This is a genomic window from Porphyromonas pogonae (assembly GCF_036320655.1).
Lineage (GTDB): Bacteria > Bacteroidota > Bacteroidia > Bacteroidales > Porphyromonadaceae > Porphyromonas > Porphyromonas pogonae.
The window spans coordinates 2,876,534-2,894,672 of record NZ_CP143258.1 but is presented as its reverse complement, the minus strand read 5'-3'; the positions used below and the strand labels follow the sequence as shown (position 1 = coordinate 2,894,672).

General features: G+C 42.8%; 11 protein-coding genes. 5 read left to right on the top strand and 6 right to left on the bottom strand.

The window, feature by feature from the left end; genetic code table 11:
- The first annotated feature begins 2 nt into the window (after positions 1 to 2).
- The 5 genes from VYJ22_RS11525 to VYJ22_RS11505 all read left to right on the top strand — a co-directional run bounded on the left by VYJ22_RS11525 (position 3) and on the right by VYJ22_RS11505 (position 8,753).
- A complete protein-coding gene (locus VYJ22_RS11525; RefSeq protein ID WP_329904249.1) occupies positions 3 to 680 on the top strand; it encodes a hypothetical protein in 678 nt (225 codons plus the stop codon).
- A 29-nt stretch (positions 681 to 709) separates the two neighbouring features.
- A complete protein-coding gene (locus VYJ22_RS11520; RefSeq protein WP_329904248.1) occupies positions 710 to 1,942 on the top strand; it encodes a DUF4857 domain-containing protein in 1,233 nt (410 codons plus the stop codon).
- 151 nt (positions 1,943 to 2,093) lie between these two features.
- Positions 2,094 to 3,368 (top strand): Ig-like domain-containing protein, encoded by a 1,275-nt coding sequence (locus VYJ22_RS11515; RefSeq protein WP_329904247.1) that lies wholly within the window; start codon positions 2,094 to 2,096, stop codon positions 3,366 to 3,368.
- A 557-nt stretch (positions 3,369 to 3,925) separates the two neighbouring features.
- Entirely contained in the window at positions 3,926 to 7,078 is a 3,153-nt protein-coding gene (locus VYJ22_RS11510; protein ID WP_329904246.1) for a SusC/RagA family TonB-linked outer membrane protein, read from the top strand.
- Positions 7,079 to 7,097: 19 nt separating this feature from the next.
- On the top strand, positions 7,098 to 8,753 hold the full coding sequence (locus VYJ22_RS11505; protein WP_329904244.1) for a RagB/SusD family nutrient uptake outer membrane protein: 1,656 nt from the start codon (positions 7,098 to 7,100) through the stop codon (positions 8,751 to 8,753).
- A 276-nt stretch (positions 8,754 to 9,029) separates the two neighbouring features.
- On the opposite strand, the gene VYJ22_RS11500 is transcribed toward VYJ22_RS11505, so the two are convergent.
- From VYJ22_RS11500 to VYJ22_RS11475, 6 genes are all read right to left on the bottom strand, one after another.
- The gene (locus VYJ22_RS11500) at positions 9,030 to 9,686 is read right to left on the bottom strand and encodes a CPBP family intramembrane glutamic endopeptidase (RefSeq protein ID WP_329904243.1); all 657 of its coding nucleotides are present in this window, start codon (positions 9,684 to 9,686) and stop codon (positions 9,030 to 9,032) included.
- Between the two features lie 1,133 nt (positions 9,687 to 10,819).
- The gene (locus VYJ22_RS11495; RefSeq protein WP_329904241.1) at positions 10,820 to 11,047 is read right to left on the bottom strand and encodes a hypothetical protein; all 228 of its coding nucleotides are present in this window, start codon (positions 11,045 to 11,047) and stop codon (positions 10,820 to 10,822) included.
- Positions 11,048 to 11,278: 231 nt separating this feature from the next.
- Entirely contained in the window at positions 11,279 to 11,881 is a 603-nt protein-coding gene (locus VYJ22_RS11490) for a polysaccharide deacetylase family protein (protein WP_329904239.1), read from the bottom strand.
- A gap of 45 nt (positions 11,882 to 11,926) precedes the next feature.
- Complete coding sequence (locus VYJ22_RS11485; protein WP_329904237.1) at positions 11,927 to 15,211, bottom strand: glycosyltransferase family 117 protein; 3,285 nt, start codon at positions 15,209 to 15,211, stop codon at positions 11,927 to 11,929.
- A gap of 160 nt (positions 15,212 to 15,371) precedes the next feature.
- Positions 15,372 to 16,166, bottom strand: a complete 795-nt coding sequence (locus tag VYJ22_RS11480) for a hypothetical protein (protein ID WP_329904236.1) — start codon at positions 16,164 to 16,166, stop codon at positions 15,372 to 15,374.
- Positions 16,167 to 16,469: 303 nt separating this feature from the next.
- Complete coding sequence (locus VYJ22_RS11475; protein WP_329904235.1) at positions 16,470 to 17,960, bottom strand: DUF3868 domain-containing protein; 1,491 nt, start codon at positions 17,958 to 17,960, stop codon at positions 16,470 to 16,472.
- Positions 17,961 to 18,139 lie beyond the last annotated feature (179 nt).

The window sequence follows — 18,139 nt, the reverse complement described above, 5'->3', positions numbered from 1 at the left end:
CTATGATGATTAGGTCTATAATAACTAAAGAGTGGATCAAGATACGTAAATATGCCTTTTGGGCACTGATATTATCTATTGCGTTTGAAGGCTATCTGTTTATCCAATTATATGCGGTTTACAGACTCAGAGGATCTGTATTTTTATGGGAAATGGCTATCAGCAGAGATGTCATTTTTGTAGAACTGTACAGATACATACCTCTTATCATAGGAGTACTTGCAGGTCTCAGCCAATTTATACCTGAGATGCAGGACAAAAGGCTCAAACTCACTCTGCACCTTCCTTTTCATCAGCAAAAGATGATAGGCTATATGCTAGGCACCGGTCTCACGGTAACGGCACTTATATTCCTGGTAAATTTTTTGTTAATGGCCATTGTATTGCGTTGGGTGTTTGCTTCTGAGATCGTATGGCGCCTTATGATCACCACAATGGAGTGGTACCTTTCCGGACTAATAGGTTACATCCTTACTGCGTGGATCTGTCTGGAACCGCGATGGGTAAGGCGACTGCCCGGCATATTGCTCTCAGTCGCATGCATCTATATCTTATTCATCTCAAATAATCCCGAAGCATACAACAGCCTCCTCATTACTTTGCTACTATGCTTAGGTTTACTCACTTTACTACCGTTTGGAGCTGTACAACATTTTAAGAATGGCGAACAGGACCACTGATTCAAACATACCCATACAATTGTAAACGCATGATACGCTACTATAAAATAATCCTGTTTTCGCTGAGTTTTCTCTTATTATCCTGGTTGACCCCTCAACTTGCGTTCTATCTTTGGGCGGAGGATGATAGCCAACCCTTTACCGTCTACAGCAGCATCAGCAAGAGCTTTGCCATGTTTATGCCCTCAATAAACGGTGACATCAAATATACCGATTCAAAAGGGAAGCTATACACTGATAAGCAATTCGATAGCATCCTCCCCACTCTTTACTACAGGCAATTACAAGAAGATGGATGTTTTCCCGATTCATTGCACGGCATCCCTATAACACCCTCGCTGATGGAACGAGAGGCTTTCATATTCCGTCATTCCCCCATTGATATCAACCAGAAGAAAGTCGCTTTGTATCCGCTATTGGATTCGGCACCACAGAGGGGAGAATTCAAGATGCCTAACAATGTATTCCGAGTAACGCATTCAGGTCTCGAATTTATAGATATCAAGACAAACAAAGTAAAAGAAAATAAAAGCAGGATATTTACACACGAGCTACGAAAAGAAGGTGCTAACATGCCCATCCGATACATATCGGGAAATCTCACGACAGAAAAAGAATATGATCTGGGCTATTTTGTAGTGGATGAAAGAAATCAGCTTTTCCAAATCAGACAAGTGTCCGAAATGCCTGAAATAAGAAAGATCAGCCTACCTGAAGGACTCTTTATCCGTCATATCTTCGTCACAGAATATATCAATCGCCGGTTTTATGCATTCATCACAGATGTGCAAAACCGGCTGTACGTGATACAAGCTCCCAATTGTGAAGTAAAGAAAGTGCCTATAGGAACATTTGCCCCCGAAGAAGATTATCTGGTCATCATAGGTAATCTTTTCGACTGGAGTGTCCAAAAGATTACGCCTTCAGGTGTTACTTATTATGCACTGGACAGTAAGAGTCATTGCTTGATAGATAGCATGAAAGCAACACTACAACCTGATAAAATAGAAAAGATAGAGTCTTATCTGATGCCTATGGAACTATCTTTCTCATCTCATCTATCTCACCAAATTTATCCTCACTTAAAGTTATTAGGTGGAAATTATCTTTTTCTGAGTTGTATTTTATCCGTTATTTATCTTATCATACAACTCAAATTTAAGAAGAAGAAAATTAAATCAATCACAACAAAGACTCTATTCATATTATTAGGAAGCATACCAGCTCTACTGACTATCATGATCTTTGACCAAGATGATTAATCAACTTTCATTTTAACATCAATAACCCCATCCATCCAGAAAAAAGACAACTATTGCACAACCAAAATATTATTATACCTTTGAAAACACCATATTGATATCTTATTATCAATATGGATGCCATGATTATTTCCCATAAAACAACATTCACATGAAGAAAATCTTTACCATTCTGAGTTTACCGGGACTATTGTTACCGGTACTATTCTCTATCTTCACGTCATGCAAAACCGATGAAGAGCCTGAAGTGCCTATCAGCAAATTTGCACTTTCACAAACAGAGGTCAATATGACAGCAGGTGATAAAATCATACTCACTTTGAGTATTGAACCGGAACAATATCAGAAAGAGCAAGCCGAATGGAGCAGTTCTGCTCCGGCTGTAGCTACAGTAAATGCTAATGGTGAAATAAAAGCAGAGGCAAAAGGCGAAGCAGTAATAACAGTACGCCTCAAAGACAAAAAAGCCGAAGCCAAAGTAGTGGTCAAAGAATTTGTGCCGATTGAAAAAGTAACCTTCGTCCCTGAAAGTTATAAAGCGTTTATCGGTGAAGGGTTCAATGCCAAGGTAAAGTTGGAGCCCACACAAGCATCTATGAAAGCAGTGAGTTGGGAGATTACCGATCCATCCATTGCGACTATTGACAATGGCGGCAAAGTAACGCCGCTAAAACCGGGAAGCACTGATATCGTATATAAAATTCAAGGTAAGGTCTACAAAGCTCCACTTCAAGTCAAAGAACGGATCAAAGTAACCAACAAGGATCTTCAGGTTTTAGTGGGGGGAGAGATACTGATAGAGCTAGACAAAAACTTTGGAGATTATGGCAAAGAGACTATAGATGTAGAAGTTGAAGATAAGAGCGTACTGCTGCTTACCGATGACAAATCACTTACGTTTACAGGCATTAAATCCGGAAAAACAAAACTCAAGTTCAACACAAAAAATGCCGAAGGAGAGATAGAGATAACGGTGTCATATCCCCCAAAACTGCTATTGCCCAATATGGAATGGGGTAAAAAAATCGACGACATCAAGGCCTGGGAGAAAGAACACGGAGGCCAGCCGGAGGGCGAACTGAAATATGATGATGATCTCTGGATGGACTATCAGGATTTCACAGTAAGCACAAGCCCGATGCAACCGGTTCCATTCCGTCGTTACTACTTTGACGAGAAAGCTTTGAGTAAAAGTGTTGTCTTGTATCCTTATGTCCTTTGTTTTACAGACAGAGGAGGTGGTATGGGCAATTTCAGTCAGGAATTTATTGATCTACTTAAGAAAGAAGGTTATTCTGAACCCCAAAGCGCAGGAAATTCTTTTCTGAGCATCAATAAACAGAAAAGCCTATGGCTTATGATAGAAGTGTATAAACTCAAACAAAAGACCTATTTTGCTCTTACTTTCATGAAAAAGCCTTACTAATATTACAATCACAGACAAAAGACCGTAAAAGTCCAAACGTCTGTTACAAAGCGCTTGTGTCGTCAATAATTCCCATTGATTGCACAGGCGCTTCTATTTAATCTAAAATGATTGTAATAAAGCGTGCTTGATCTTTACTTTTATAAGGAAATTTTGGTGTTATATTTTATTTATCCCAATTAATTATAGCATTGTTTATAAACAATCGTACATATAATCCGATATTTACCTAAATGCAATCATATAATCAGGCTCTAAATTGCAAAAATCAACGGATTATTCTACATTTACATCTAAATTAAACCTGAATATGCCATCAAAAAGCAAATAAAAGAATGTGCAGAACTGAGGATTAGTCAACCTTAGATCACTTATAGCTTCGAATGTTATTTTGTGGTAAACCTAAAAAACAATTATGACTATTATCTTACTTCATAAGCCATAGTATTATGGTTCTTTATTCTTGTGGGCAGACTTATTATCACATCAGTCATGCACAAAAATTAACCGGATATTTATAAGATATCAAACTAATAAAAAACAAAACACAATTTGGTATGAGAATAAAAAATCTACCTAACAGCGATATTTCGGGCAAGTTTCTCGAAAGAGTAGCCCGAGTAGGTTGCTCTATATTGCTTTGTACTACATTCGCGACAAATATATACGCAAACAGTAGCAATACGACAAACATTTCTTTACTAAACACCTCTAACGTAACCTCAGTACAATCCCATGACATACAGAATCCGCAAAAAGAGAAAGTAACCGGGATAGTAAAAGATGATAAAGGCGAACCTCTCATCGGAGTAAGCGTTGTGGCTTCCAGCACAGGACAAGGCGGTCTTACTAATGTAGACGGTAAATTTACCATTACAGCAATCCAAGGAGACATGATCAAGTTTAGTTACGTAGGTTATCAACCTGTAACGATGAAGTTCACCGGTAAACCGATGGATGTAATCATGAAAGAGGACTCCAAAATCCTGAGTGAAGTGGTGGTAGTGGGCTATAGCACTCAGAAAAAAGAAAATCTTACAGGGTCCGTGGCCTCCATAACTAACAAGAAGCTACAAGACAGGCCTATCCAAAACCTTACCAATGGATTACAGGGACTTGCTCCGGGACTTACCATATCCGGCACTAACGGGGCACCCGGTATGGACAATGGACAGATACGTGTACGAGGCACAGGTACACTCAACAATGCTTCTCCTTATATCCTCATCGATGGTGTTGAAGCGGGCACGCTCAACGCTTTAGACCCTAACGATATTGCCAGCATATCTATCCTTAAAGATGCTGCTTCAGCTGCCATCTACGGCTCCAAAGCTTCCAACGGTGTTATCCTTGTGACTACCAAGAGGGGGATGAGCGGCAAACCCAGAGTTTCGTATAGCGGTTATGTAAGCTTTCAGAATGCCACTTGCCTGGTGGATAGGTTGAGCTCATACGATTACGCATCCATGCTCAACGGTATACTCGAAGCCGATGGTAAAACTCCGAAGTTCACTCCCGAGCAGCTTCAGAAGTTCAAAAATGGGAATGATCCCGCCTACCCCGATACTAACTGGTACGATCTGGCATATAAAACAGGTGTCATGCACCGCCACAACGTGAATATCACAGGAGGAACAGAAGGGGTGAGATATATGGCATCCGTAGGATACCTCAACCAAGAAGGAATCATGAAGAATGCAAGTCGTGAGCAGGTAAATGCACGAACCAACCTGGATCTGCAGATTACATCAAAACTCAACGCTCACCTCAATCTTGCCTATATCAAGAATCAATACTCTGATCCCAGCTCGGCTTATCTCGGAGGAAGTTCAGATCAGCTCATACGCCAGCTCAACCTGGTAGCTCCATGGATCGTATCGAGATACCCAGACGGCACTTGGGGCACTGTGTCCGATGGTAATCCTATAGCATGGCTTGACAATGGACTCAAAGTAAACCGTGACAATCATAACTTTACCGGTATCGGCAAAATTGATTATGACATTATCGACGGACTGAAATTCAGTATTACGGGATCGTATATCGGAGACTTGCAGAATTACAATTATTTCCAAAAATACTTCCGCTACAATGCAACCAAAGATACCGAGCCCAGCTACCTTGATGATCGATTCTACATATGGAGCCGTAAAAACTTCGACGCACTGCTCAACTATGAGAAAGCATTTGGCGAACACCACCTCAAAGGATTATTGGGATGGCACACCGAAGATTATAACTACAAAGAAGAGCATACCTATCGTAAGAATTTTCCCAATAACGACCTTACCGACCTGGATGCCGGGGATGTCTCTACGCAAACAAACAAAGGATTTACTCGCCAGCTCAAGATGCTCTCTTGGTTTGGACGTATCAATTATGATTTTGCCGGAAAATATCTGTTCGAAGCCAATTTGAGAGCCGACGGTTCCTCTCGTTTTTCCAAAGGTCACCGTTGGGGATACTTCCCCTCATTCTCTGCTGCATGGCGTCTATCACAGGAAGCATTTATGGAAAACACAGCCGGCTGGCTTAGTGATATGAAGATACGTGCATCATGGGGTATTCTGGGTAATCAGGAAGCTTTGACAGATTTCTATCCTGCACTTGATGTGTACGGTCTCAAACCCACTTATCCATTCAATGAAGAGCTACGCCCCGGATTTGCACACGACAACTACCGACTCTCCACCGTGTCGTGGGAGCGCTCGACCAACTGGGGTATCGGTTTGGATTTTGCATTGTTCAAAAACAAAGTCTCAGGAACCATAGACTATTACAATCGCAAAACTACAGGTATCATTATGGACGTAAGCGTACCTCGTGAGTTTGCTTTGGGAGCATACAAAGACAACGTCGGAGCCATGAGAAACAGTGGTTTGGAAGTGACTCTCGCATACAACGACACCAAAGGAGACTGGACATGGGGTGCCTCCGGTAACTTTGCATACAATAAGAATCGCATCTTGGATCTTGGAGACGTAGCTTATATGGACGATGGTACAATACGCAATGCTGTAAACCACTCCTTCAAATCCTATTATATTTACAAAACAGACGGATTTTTCAATTCTCAGCAAGAGGCTGACGAGTTTACGGCAAAGTTTGGGAATCCTTTTGGCGGTGGTAAGTTCAAAGCCGGAGACTTGCGCTATGTTGATGCCAACGGTGATGGTAAGCTCAATGGTGACGACCGTGTAATGTGCAACAGTACTGAGCCTGTATATACCTTCGCTCTAAACCTGAATGCCGGATGGAAAAACTTTGACTTATCCCTTATGTTTAGTGGTCAGGCCAAGGCTTCACGTCTTTATGATGCTTACGAAGTGGAAGGTGCTTTCCTTGGCGACTCTTCTCACCCAGCCACAATATGGAAAAAAGCATGGAGCGAAACCAATAAGGATCATGCCAAGATGCCTAGACTGTTTTACGGAACAGACTCACCCAGCAGTGCGCGACAAGTAAACTCATCTTTCTGGTTGTATAGCACTGATTTCATCCGTCTCAAGAACTTGCAGTTCGGCTACAACCTTCCCAAAAGCCTTATCACCAATTGGGGACTCAGCAACCTACGCATTTACTACTCAGCTGAAAACTTGTTTACTATCGACAGGATGAGAATCAATGTAGACCCCGAAGCTACCAGCGGACGTCTTTCTTCTTATCCTCTATTGCGCACTCACTCTGTAGGTGTTAATGTTACATTCTAATAAGATATATTGTATAACTATGATACGATTAAAAAACTATATAGCACTCGGAGCAGTAGCTCTGATCACAGCCTCTTGCTCGCTCGATACCGTCCCGCATGATGCTCTCCCGGGAAATACGGTATGGACAGAAAACGAAGCACAAAAATTTGCAGTCGGTTGCTATGATGGCTGGGAAAAAGGCCCCAGGCTGTTGTACTGGGATTGTACTTCGGATTTCGGATACAACCAATTCTCTTGGGAGGGATACAATCCCATAGGCAATGGCACCATCAGCCCCAGTAACCCCGGGGTGGATATGTATAATTTCACTATGATCCGTAGGTGTAATGAGTTTATGGGGAAAATAGGTGGCGTAAAGTTTGCAGAGGAGGGGGCTAAAAAGGACCTCACGGCTCAGGTGCGCCTGATACGCGCTTACAACTATTTTATACTCAACTGGAACTATGGCGGGGTACCTATTATAGGAGTATATAATAACTCTGAAGAAGCTAAAGTACCACGTGAAACGGAGGCTAATGTGCGCGCATTCATTGAGAAGGAGCTGGATGCTATCGTCCCTGAACTCAAAGCTACACCGGCCGAACTGGGACGTATGGGCAAAGGCGCAGCTCTGGCCTTGCGTATGCGCCAAGCACTTTACTACGGTGACTGGGCTACGGCCAAAGACCGTGCCAGAAAAATCATGGATCTCAATGTCTACAACCTGGAGCCGGTATACAGTGATATTTTTACTCTCAAAGGCAAAAAATCACGTGAGATAATCTTGGCTGTGGAATATATCCCCAACACCAAACCTCTTAGCAAGCACACAGGATGGGGCAATGGTGAGATCGGCTCGTTATACAACAATGGCTTTGGTGGATGGTCATGCCTTGTACCTACCAAAAACCTCGTGGATACTTATGAGATGGCCAACGGCCTCACCATACATGAGCCACAATCCGGATTTGATGCCACACATCCGTTCAAAGGTAGAGACCCTCGTATGGCTATGACTATCGAATATCCGGGGTGTAATTTTATTACCAATGATGGTTCTACGGTGGTATTGAATACGCTGGACAAGGAAATAAACGGCAAAGCCAATCCTAACTTCCCTACGGCAGCAGACAACTCCTCCAAGACAGCTCTCTCATGGGCAAAGTATACGCACCCCATGACGCAGTATGCCGATATATGGAGTACAGGGGCATCGCCCATTGTATTCCGCTATGCGGAAGTGTTACTCACCTTCGCCGAAGCGTCGAACGAACTCGCAGGCCCATCAAACGAGGTGTACCAAGCTATCGATGCTGTGCGTAAACGTGCCGGTATGCCCGCTGTGGATAAAGCCAAATATGCATCTAAAGAAACTCTGAGGGAGCTTATCCACAGAGAGCGTGGCGTGGAATTTGCAGGTGAAGGCCTGCGCCGTGACGACCTCTTGCGCTGGAAGACGGCTGACGGCAAACTACTTGCCGAGAAAGCTCTCAATGGCGTTTTGGAGCGCTACGTGGGCACTGTAAATGCTTCTGAGAAGAATCCTGAGTTGAGAGCAACTATCAACGTGAATGCATCTCCGAAAGATAAAAAGATAGAAGATCGCTCATTCAAACCTCACAATCGTTTCCTGCCTATACCACAATCAGCTTTGGACAATAATCCCAAACTGAAACAAAATACGGGTTACTAATGTAACGGTCTCTAATAATTATTAACAAGCATAATCCCCGCTTCACCGTATGCACGGTGGCGGGGATTATTGTATTATCCGACATTGAGAGTGAAAGGGTGGTGCAGTTGTATCAAACTCTTAGGATTTAGAGCAAAGCGCTGCTCCATGACAATGTCACATACACCTAAAGACTAATAACACATCTCACAACTCCGGCGTACTAAATAACGTCCCAAAAGATTTATCATTTTTGTAAGCACTCATGCTTCTCATCGGGAAATAAGCGACGATCATTTATGAGAGTACTGCGACAAGAACGGTGAGAATATTATTGAAACAGTGTAGGGTTAGTGTAAAAGAGATATTCTTTCCACTGAGAATGTATGCCCCGGTTAGTATTATGGCCAAGGGGAGATAAGACAGAAAATCCATGAAAACATGCACATGGATCAGATCAAATAAAATAAGAGAGATAGGAGCCAATACAATCACAGGAATGTATCGTGAAAGCTTTCCTATCATAATATGCCTAAAAATGATTTCCTCCACATAAGGGCCTAAGATGCCGAGCAGTAGTAAAGGAAATATGATAGGAACCTCGTTGGATACTTGATTGAATCCTTGTTGATTAAATGAAAGATCGTTATCTCCCTGTAGCAATGAAGTGAGAGCATTTCCCAAAATGGCCAATGCAAAGGCCAGGAACAAAAAACCTATTTTCTTAGCCGGCTTTTCTTTGAAATAGCTGAAATTGTAGAACACTTCTTTCCCATAAAAAACGACAGCCAATACTATGGGCAATGTGTATATAATAACATTAGCAATAAATCCTTGTGCTAATTGTATCGGGAGCAGTGACAAAATAAACATTTGGGAAGTTTGAGAACCCAATAATATAATATACACTACTCCTAAAATGGCGGCTTTGGTAATATCCAAATTATTTTTCATAAAAAAAGTTTTAGTTAGAAGCTGCAAAGTTAGTAAACATAATTATAAAAATAACATATTAACGCCATGAATCGGAGAATTTTATAGTTTAAAATGCTTTGTCAGAGCCAAAATGAATAGAAATCCTGACAAAATGATAGTTTGGAGGATTGTATCGGCACAACAGCATGGAAAATAAAAGGCTGATAAACTTGTAACTAAATAAGTTGAATAACTAGAAGATTTTCTCAAAATTGACCGTTTTTTAGTTACGTCATGAGGCTTATTTGTACAAAGTCTAAATAAGAAATCACTTTTTTCCGCCCTAAATCCATCGAAAAGTATGGCTAAATAAATTGGAGGCTCATATGCTATGAATAAAATTAATAATTGAAGAAAGTATACCTATTATCTTCTATTTGTTTAATCACAATAAAAAATAGTGGATTTGCTACGGAGGAGGATAAATCTATTAGGATAAGTCTATCGTCCGTATAAGATAGGATGATTGACCGTATAGGATAAGTGAGCTGACCGTGTACGATAGGATGGTTGACTGTGTACGATAAGTCGGCCAACTCTGTACATGGATTTGCTGACTTATTATGATAGGTTGGAGAGAAGTGCAAGTGAAGATAAAGATAATAAGGTAGAAGATTGGAGGAGTGAAAGCAACCACTTGGATGGGCTATGGGTTAGGGGGATTGAAGTGATGATGAAACTCAGGCGATAGCATCATTGTATAAGAGCCATACCTTAGTGATACTCCATGTAGTGTAAGGGAGCGAGATACGGGATAAAAGGAGGAAATAATGAGGTGAGATACAACGGGAACCTGTCCGTAGAAGGACAAGCTATGCAATGGATGTGCAGTGATAGAGTATGATGTGTTATAGTCTCCATGTCTTGATAAATTGATCTTAACCGGCATGCAATATTGATCTGTGATTCTAGTAGGATCGTCCAACAACAAAGATACAACATCTTGCCCCCTTTGTCAAGTGCAGATCAGAAGCGTCTCCATGAAAAATAGGCGGATTATGGGAGGATAGTGCAAACTGACATTATGATATCTCAATATGCGTTTTGATATGACAAGTGCAAAGGTGGTGTTATATTGGCTATATATAGGAGACCAAGATATTATCCACAACTTATGCACAAGTTGTTGATACTTTATCGAGAGTTATCAACAACTCAGGTAAGACTGTTGATAACTCTTGATATGGATATCGAGCTAAGACAGACATGGAGTGTGCGCTGACGGATGACGAAACCTTGCAAAGTAAAACCAATGATGAGAAAATGTATGAAAGTACAGGATGAGACCGTTGCATAGCAGGCCAATTGCTTCGTTGCTTGCGAGATTCTCGCTTGGTCATTTACGGGAAGTAAACTCCCTGTGCACTCACTCTAGCGCCTTGCACTTTACCCTCTCTGCCCGGTCAAAGTGTCTTTTGTCGGCTTTGCCTCCAAAATCCATGAGACTGTTGACTTTTGCAACAGTCTCAGGATACTACATCGCACCAGGAACCGACGGATCATAAACAGCAATAGCAATACCACGGAGGTGTCGCTATCATTTATTTATCATATAAGGTAATGCGGGAAGCTTATGGAGCGTCACCTATACGAATGAACCTATACCCCTGACTTTTGAGCCACTGTACAGCACGGGGCATAGCTATACGCATATTCTTCTCTGCTTTGAGAGAGTCGTGAAATACAATGATAGATCCATTTCTGGCATAAGTAACCACATTGTTGAAAACCTGATCGGGTGACAACTTAGCGTTGTAATCACGTGTCACCACATCCCACATGATGATTTCGTACCGTTGCCCCAACTCACGCACTTGCGGGAAACGCAGGTGACCATGTGGCGGACGAAAGTAACGTGATTGTATCAACTCATGCGCCTCCTCCACGTCTTCGATATACGACCTTGTAGAGTGTTCCAATCCTTTGATATGATGGTAGGTGTGATTGCCCACCTGATGTCCTCGTCTTTTGATCTCTTCGAAAAGATCAGGATAGCGTCGTACATTGTCGGCCACACAAAAGAAAGTGGCCTTGACATCCAACTCATCCAATGTGTCGAGCACCCAGGGGGTAACCTCGGGGATGGGGCCATCATCGAAAGTGAGGTAGGCACTCATGCCCTTGTGCGAGGGGATGCACCACCGCGCACCCGGGATGAGGGCGCGGTAGAACATCGGTACTCTACAAAGAAATTTTTCTAACAAATTATCGCTTTTTTATCACTGAGCACTACTGTCTCCCGCTATAGGCTGGGCTGAGGAGTCGGCATGTTGGGACGGTTGCTGTGTGGCTATCTGTCTGTCCGGCTCCGGTGATAGTATCTTAGTATATTGTTCGAGACGAGGTATATAGTTGTTGAGTACAGCGCTATTGTATTGGTTAGCTATTTTCACCACGGTAATAGCTGTACCCATCTCTTTTTCCACCTCTCCTTCATGGAATGCCTGTAGGAACTTATCGCTATCAAGCGTGAAGAACCAGTCTACCGCACGCATCGAGCGAGACATCACCTGACGGGCTACATCTTCGGCCTCTTTCTTCATATCAGCTTCGAAAAGAAGTTGGATGAGATTGAGACTTGACCTGTCATGTGGCAAGACATCGGGCTGGAGTACTGCCAAGCATTTTTTCAATGCTGCTTGTGCTTTAGCCTTGTCTCCTCTATCGAGCAATGCTTTTGCTAAGGGCGCAAACACATGGCTACGGAATGAATACATGGAGTTACGGCAGGTGTAATCGAAATAAACGCCTTTTTTCTCCGCACCACCATAGCGGAACTTATTCATCACTAAGTCATAGGTCTTGTCTACGTCTATAGGCTCCACATCTACGCTGTCCGAAACCAAATCAATAGGTAGCAGTTGCACTGCATATCCTGACTGTACAAGGAAATTGGGCAGGTTGGTAAAGGCGTCACGAGGACTGCTGATAGTCCAGTATATAGGTCGCTTCCATTGGTTGGCATTGATTACATCCAACACGGCTAGGCCATCCAAACCTACATAACGCATATCCTTGAGCGATATAGGGAATTGATTTAGTATCAGCCCCTTCATATTGTCAGGGAAGTGTTTGATAGCATTTTCCTTATTGACGGGAGCAATGAGTGTTCGAGACGGGATTACAGACTCGTTGCGTATATTTTGTGACACCAAAGCAGCTAAGGCATGATCGAGATCCATAGGGGTATTAGTATCCGCTATACGACCGATATCATTATAATAGGTAAACTGCCCGTTCATGTATTTAAGCGGTAGAGGCTTAGCATTGTAGGCCTGGCGATGCTTCTGATCGATATACCAGTTACTGCCCAGATAGCTTAGGTTAGCTGTATGCACATCGGTGCGCACACCCTCAACATCTTGGATGTACCAGAGAGGGAAGGTATCATTATCACCAAAGCAAAAAAGCACTGCGTCTTTGTCACAACTCTCGAGGTAATTGATACCGAGGTCACGAGCGATGGTACGGCCGGATCGATCGTGATCGTCCCAGTTCTGACCCGCCATCTGTATGGGTACTATCAGCCCCAACACGGTGGCGAGGATTGCGGCTGGCACCTCTTTGAGCTTGGCTCTTTGCAGAAGCTCCCAAAGAGCCGCCACACCGAAGCCTATCCATATGGCAAAGGCGTAGAATGACCCCGCATAGGCATAGTCACGCTCTCGAGGTTCGCCGGGAGTTTGATTGAGATAGACCACAATGGCTAAGCCTGTCATAAAGAATAGGAAGAATGTAACCCAGAAACTTTCGGTACCCTTCTCTCCTTTCAAGAGCTGGAATACGATACCTAGTATACCGAGCAATAAGGGAAGCAGATAATAGACATTGTGTCCTTTATTTTGGGTGATGTCATCGGGCATATTATTGGTATTGCCCACGATCATGCGGTCGATAACAGGTATCCCTGTGAAGGCATTACCGTACAACATACCACCGTCGCCTTGTATATCATTTTGCCGTCCGGCAAAATTCCACATGAAATAGCGCCAATACATGTAATTGACCTGATACTTGAAGAAGTACATCAGATTGTCACCGAATGATGGGACACTGTAATCATCGGGAGCTCTATCCATCCAGATATTATAGCCTTGTATATGCCGTGGATTTGAAGAGAATACGCGGGGGAAAAGCATCTGAGAGTCTGATGAGTATTCGTATTCCGATTTCTTATACAGCACGACGTACTTGTCTTTGTCATGAATATCTTTCTTGGGCTGGGAGCTTATCACATCGCCTGTCTCTTTGATGCTCAAAGGTCGGGACGCAAATGTGGGGCCGAAAACGAGCGGTTTACTTCCATACTGCTCACGTGCCAGATATTTACGCAAAGCAAAGGCATTGCTGGGATCATTTTCATTCATAGGAGTATTGGCGACTGCTCTTACCAAAATAACTCCGTATGAAGAGAACCCGATCACAATGACTGTAAGACACAGCTGAATGGTGTGAAGAAGTTTGATATTGAGCTTCTTGGACTTGAACAGCCACACAGCAAGGATGGCGCTCAATACAACACCGATCAGGAGACCATCGCCAAAGAAAGGTATCCCCATAAGCATCACGCTTAGGAGGAAGGATATCCGAAGGCGATTCATATTCCCTTTACGTCCACGCAGATTGAGTTCCATCTCATAGATAGCCCATACCAAGCATGCTCCGAGTACCACGAGATAAATATACAAGCCGGAATTGAAACTGAGTCCCAGTGTATTGACGGCGAATATATCAAAGACGCCGGCTACCTTGGGCACTCCCTGCACTATCCCATACATCATGATGATGATGAGCGCAAAAGAGACCAGAATGGTATATATAGCCCCCTTGGCTGTAGGCTTGGTAAAACGTCTGTAATAGTAGACGAGAGCCATGGCGGGGATACACAGGAGGTTGAGCAAGTGTACACCGATGCTGAGTCCCATGAAGTAGGCTATGAGGATGATCCAGATATCGGCACGCTCTTCGTGCATGCGGTCTTCCCACTTAAACATCATCCAGAATACAAGTGCGGTAAAGAATGAGCTGAAAGCGTATACCTCTGCTTCCACGGCACTAAACCAGAAGGAATCTGTAAAGGTATAGAGCATCGCTCCTACAAGACCGCTTCCAAGAATAACGAGTCCTTGCCCCATAGTCATCTCCTTGGAGTTGTTCTCATCATATGGTCGGAACGTGGGGACAATGACGCGACGAGCCATGTGCGTGATGGTCCAGAAAAGAAGTAATATAGTGAACCCGCTGAGAATAGCACTTGTGGCATTGCACAAGACGGCTACACGTGTGGGATCCGAAGTAAAGTTGGAGAATATATTATATACCAGCATGAAGAAGGGAGTACCGGGCGGGTGACCCACTTCGAGTTTGTTAACACATGCAATAAATTCGGCGCAGTCCCAAAGACTCGCAGTAGGGCCTATTGTGAGTAAATATACTGCTGATGAGATCACAAAGGTGAGCCACCCCAACAGATTATTGGCCAGATTAAAACGTTTCCAATTCATGTATTAAGTTTTGTTCTTACAAAATTCTACTATTTTGAACGAAGGCGTAAGAAATTTTATTATCCGACAAAGATAACAATAAACAAGAATAATGGTATAACGCTTGTGCAAGAATGCAAAAGATAAGGTATTAATGGTCAAAAAGACTACTCAAAAGGGATCAGCGAACCATGATCTTCTTAACGACAGCCGATTTACCGGGTTGCTGTACTCTGAATAGATGTGCTCCCTGGTTGAACCGATGAGGCACAGTGAAATAACCTGATATGCCGGTAAACGACGATGAATATTTCTTCTCCCCGAGAAGGTCAAATACTTCCAGCCGAACATTCCCTCCGGTAGGAGCAAATTGTATATCGATAAGCCCGTCCGAGCCACGCTGGGTGATATTTACCGTATTTCCCGGTATGGCAGAGCGTGTAAAGTTATTGGCATCATAGCTAAGTTTGAGGTTGACCTCCGAGGGTGAAGCCTCATGAGTCTGCACTTTGCTTTGCTCACGCAGTGTTTCCACCTCTCTTACATTGAAGATATAGGGCGAAAAGGCTTTTTTCCATCGTGGGTCACTAAAAGCAGCGGGAAAATCCAGGGATCTTACATCATAAATAGTATAAGGAGATCCATATACAATGTACATGCGATAAGATTTCTCGGGTGTGAAGCTGTACGGATTGTAAAACAGACCAGACGGCAACATCGTACTCGAAAAGGTTTGCGGAGTTATTTGCAAAAAGGATTGTTGAGGGTTGAATGCCTGATTGGGATCATACATCAATGGCACATTGATACCATAGTGATTCTTATTACCCCACAATGTATTGAGCTGAGAATTAAGACTAAAGGGCGTACCATTCTTGGTGTCCGGTTTCTGACCGAATGCCAAGTGAGTACAGGCCACCATATACAGCATCATGAGGGCGCCAACGACAAAGTATTTCTTTAATTCGTATTGCATCTTTATTTTAACGAAGCATAAAGTAAATTATTTTAGGCGAATAAAACAACTTACTCGCACTACATCTGCCTTGTATGACATATCTTAAAATGGATAGTTTAATGAACCTCAGGCATGACTCAAAAATACTTCTTACTACTTCACATAGTCCGGATACAACCGGATCATTGCGCACACTCTCCTCGCATCTATACTAACTACCACATATAGAAGCAGGAGCTGGTAGCTCTTTCTATGAAGCAGATGGGGCCAAACAAATAACCATGTCAGACCCCATCTCACTTATCTGTCCACAGGCAACTCTTACATTACACGCTTGAGCTCTTCAAGATTCTTCTGAGCTTCTTGGTTACCCATACGCGCACTCTGTATGAAACAAGCTTCTGCTTCCTTCAGCTTGCCGGTTTTGGCAAGAGCCACACCTTTGACATTGAGTACGTCTGCATTGTTCTGGTCAGCAGCACTGATCACTTCTAATGCATGAGTGGGATTATTGAGTTGTATCTGAGAAATAGCGTAGTTGATCTTGGCGATTCTATCTTTTGGGAAAAGCTCCATGGCTACACGCATAGCTTTGATATACTCGTCGCTTCCCTTCTCAAATGTATTGGCCACTCGATAAAGTTCCTCCTGGCTCAGCAGCACGGGGTTCTTTCTGTATACTTCCAAGGCTTCGTCTGTGGTAAACTCTTTCACCACGAACGATGCTGTGAGTGTATTGCGGCGCAATTTGGGGTAATATTCATTGAGAAGTAAGTTGTAAGTCACGCCATTGTCCAGCTTTCTGATCTCTGCTTCACGGCGAACATCAGTATTGTTCTTTTCGATGATGGCAAGAATCTCACCTTTGTTGCCGAGATTGCTTCCCGAAACCAAGTTTGAGAGTCCATTCCAGTCTTCACCGTACCATTTTACATTGAGATTCTTACCGGAAAGGTCATAATTGCGTTTCATGTAACTGGCCAAAGCTTCAGCACGACGCTGTGATAGCTTCATATTACTATTGAAATTACCTTCGGGTGATGCGTATCCGGCCAACATAAAGTCTGAAATCTTCAGATTCTTGTCCGTTTGCAACTTCTTCATAAAAGCAGAGATGTTGTCAAGCTCTGACTGGTTGTTCTTAAAGTCTTTGAGTATCTCGGCACGTCCTTGCTTATAATTGATATAAGCTTCCATGCTCTCACTGCGTCTTTTTACCTTCTCAATTTGAGGCACGATGAGAACAAGATGGAACGATGGCTGAAGGGGTTTGAGATGAGCGTCAAGGATGTTTAGGGCATTTTGCTCCACATCACAATTGGCACAGCCTGTTACTTTTTCTTCTACAATAAGCTTTGCGTCGCGCATCCAAGGTTGATAGTCGTACTGTCTGTTGAATACCACAGCCGATCTCTTACCGCTTTTATATTCCTTGAGCGATGCCACCTTACCGGCAGCAAACATAGATGCATAGGGCTCAACTTGATTGAGAGCCACTTGGCGCTTCACTGATTTATAGCGATTGCACCCTGCTACATAGAAGGAATCAACAGGAATTTTATACACCCCATCCTTTGAAACAAGGAAAGGTGTCAGTTGCACCATCTGGCTACTCTTGAGGTTTATCTGGCCGAAATCAGCCGTCAACTTCACATCTACAATGCCTTTGTGATCCTTACCTCCCGGTTTCATTTCCACAGATGCATTCTTATAATTTACTTTACCTCCGTAAGCTTCCTGAGCATATGTGCTCACTGCAAATAGGATCATGGATGCCAACAAAAGCAAATTCTTGTAATATCTATTACTCATAATGTTTAAAAGATTATCAAAAACATACTCAGTTTAAGGTAAGATAAATTGCATATAACCTTACAAATATACTCATTTAGTTGGATAAATATTATATTTTTTAAACATTATCACCCCTTCTGATGAAATATCCCTGATTATTTAACTCTAAACCGTATTTTGACTCCAAAATTATTGCA

What these genes read in the sequence shown, in the direction of transcription:
- VYJ22_RS11475 (WP_329904235.1), bottom strand. Translation starts at nt 17,960, where the DNA reads ATGAGTAATAGATATTACAAGAATTTGCTTTTGTTGGCATCCATGATC.
- VYJ22_RS11520 (WP_329904248.1), top strand. Translation starts at nt 710, where the DNA reads ATGATACGCTACTATAAAATAATCCTGTTTTCGCTGAGTTTTCTCTTA.
- VYJ22_RS11515 (WP_329904247.1), top strand. Translation starts at nt 2,094, where the DNA reads ATGAAGAAAATCTTTACCATTCTGAGTTTACCGGGACTATTGTTACCG.
- VYJ22_RS11490 (WP_329904239.1), bottom strand. Translation starts at nt 11,881, where the DNA reads ATGTTCTACCGCGCCCTCATCCCGGGTGCGCGGTGGTGCATCCCCTCG.
- VYJ22_RS11505 (WP_329904244.1), top strand. Translation starts at nt 7,098, where the DNA reads ATGATACGATTAAAAAACTATATAGCACTCGGAGCAGTAGCTCTGATC.
- VYJ22_RS11480 (WP_329904236.1), bottom strand. Translation starts at nt 16,166, where the DNA reads ATGCAATACGAATTAAAGAAATACTTTGTCGTTGGCGCCCTCATGATG.
- VYJ22_RS11500 (WP_329904243.1), bottom strand. Translation starts at nt 9,686, where the DNA reads ATGAAAAATAATTTGGATATTACCAAAGCCGCCATTTTAGGAGTAGTG.
- VYJ22_RS11510 (WP_329904246.1), top strand. Translation starts at nt 3,926, where the DNA reads ATGAGAATAAAAAATCTACCTAACAGCGATATTTCGGGCAAGTTTCTC.
- VYJ22_RS11525 (WP_329904249.1), top strand. Translation starts at nt 3, where the DNA reads ATGATGATTAGGTCTATAATAACTAAAGAGTGGATCAAGATACGTAAA.
- VYJ22_RS11495 (WP_329904241.1), bottom strand. Translation starts at nt 11,047, where the DNA reads ATGACCAAGCGAGAATCTCGCAAGCAACGAAGCAATTGGCCTGCTATG.
- VYJ22_RS11485 (WP_329904237.1), bottom strand. Translation starts at nt 15,211, where the DNA reads ATGAATTGGAAACGTTTTAATCTGGCCAATAATCTGTTGGGGTGGCTC.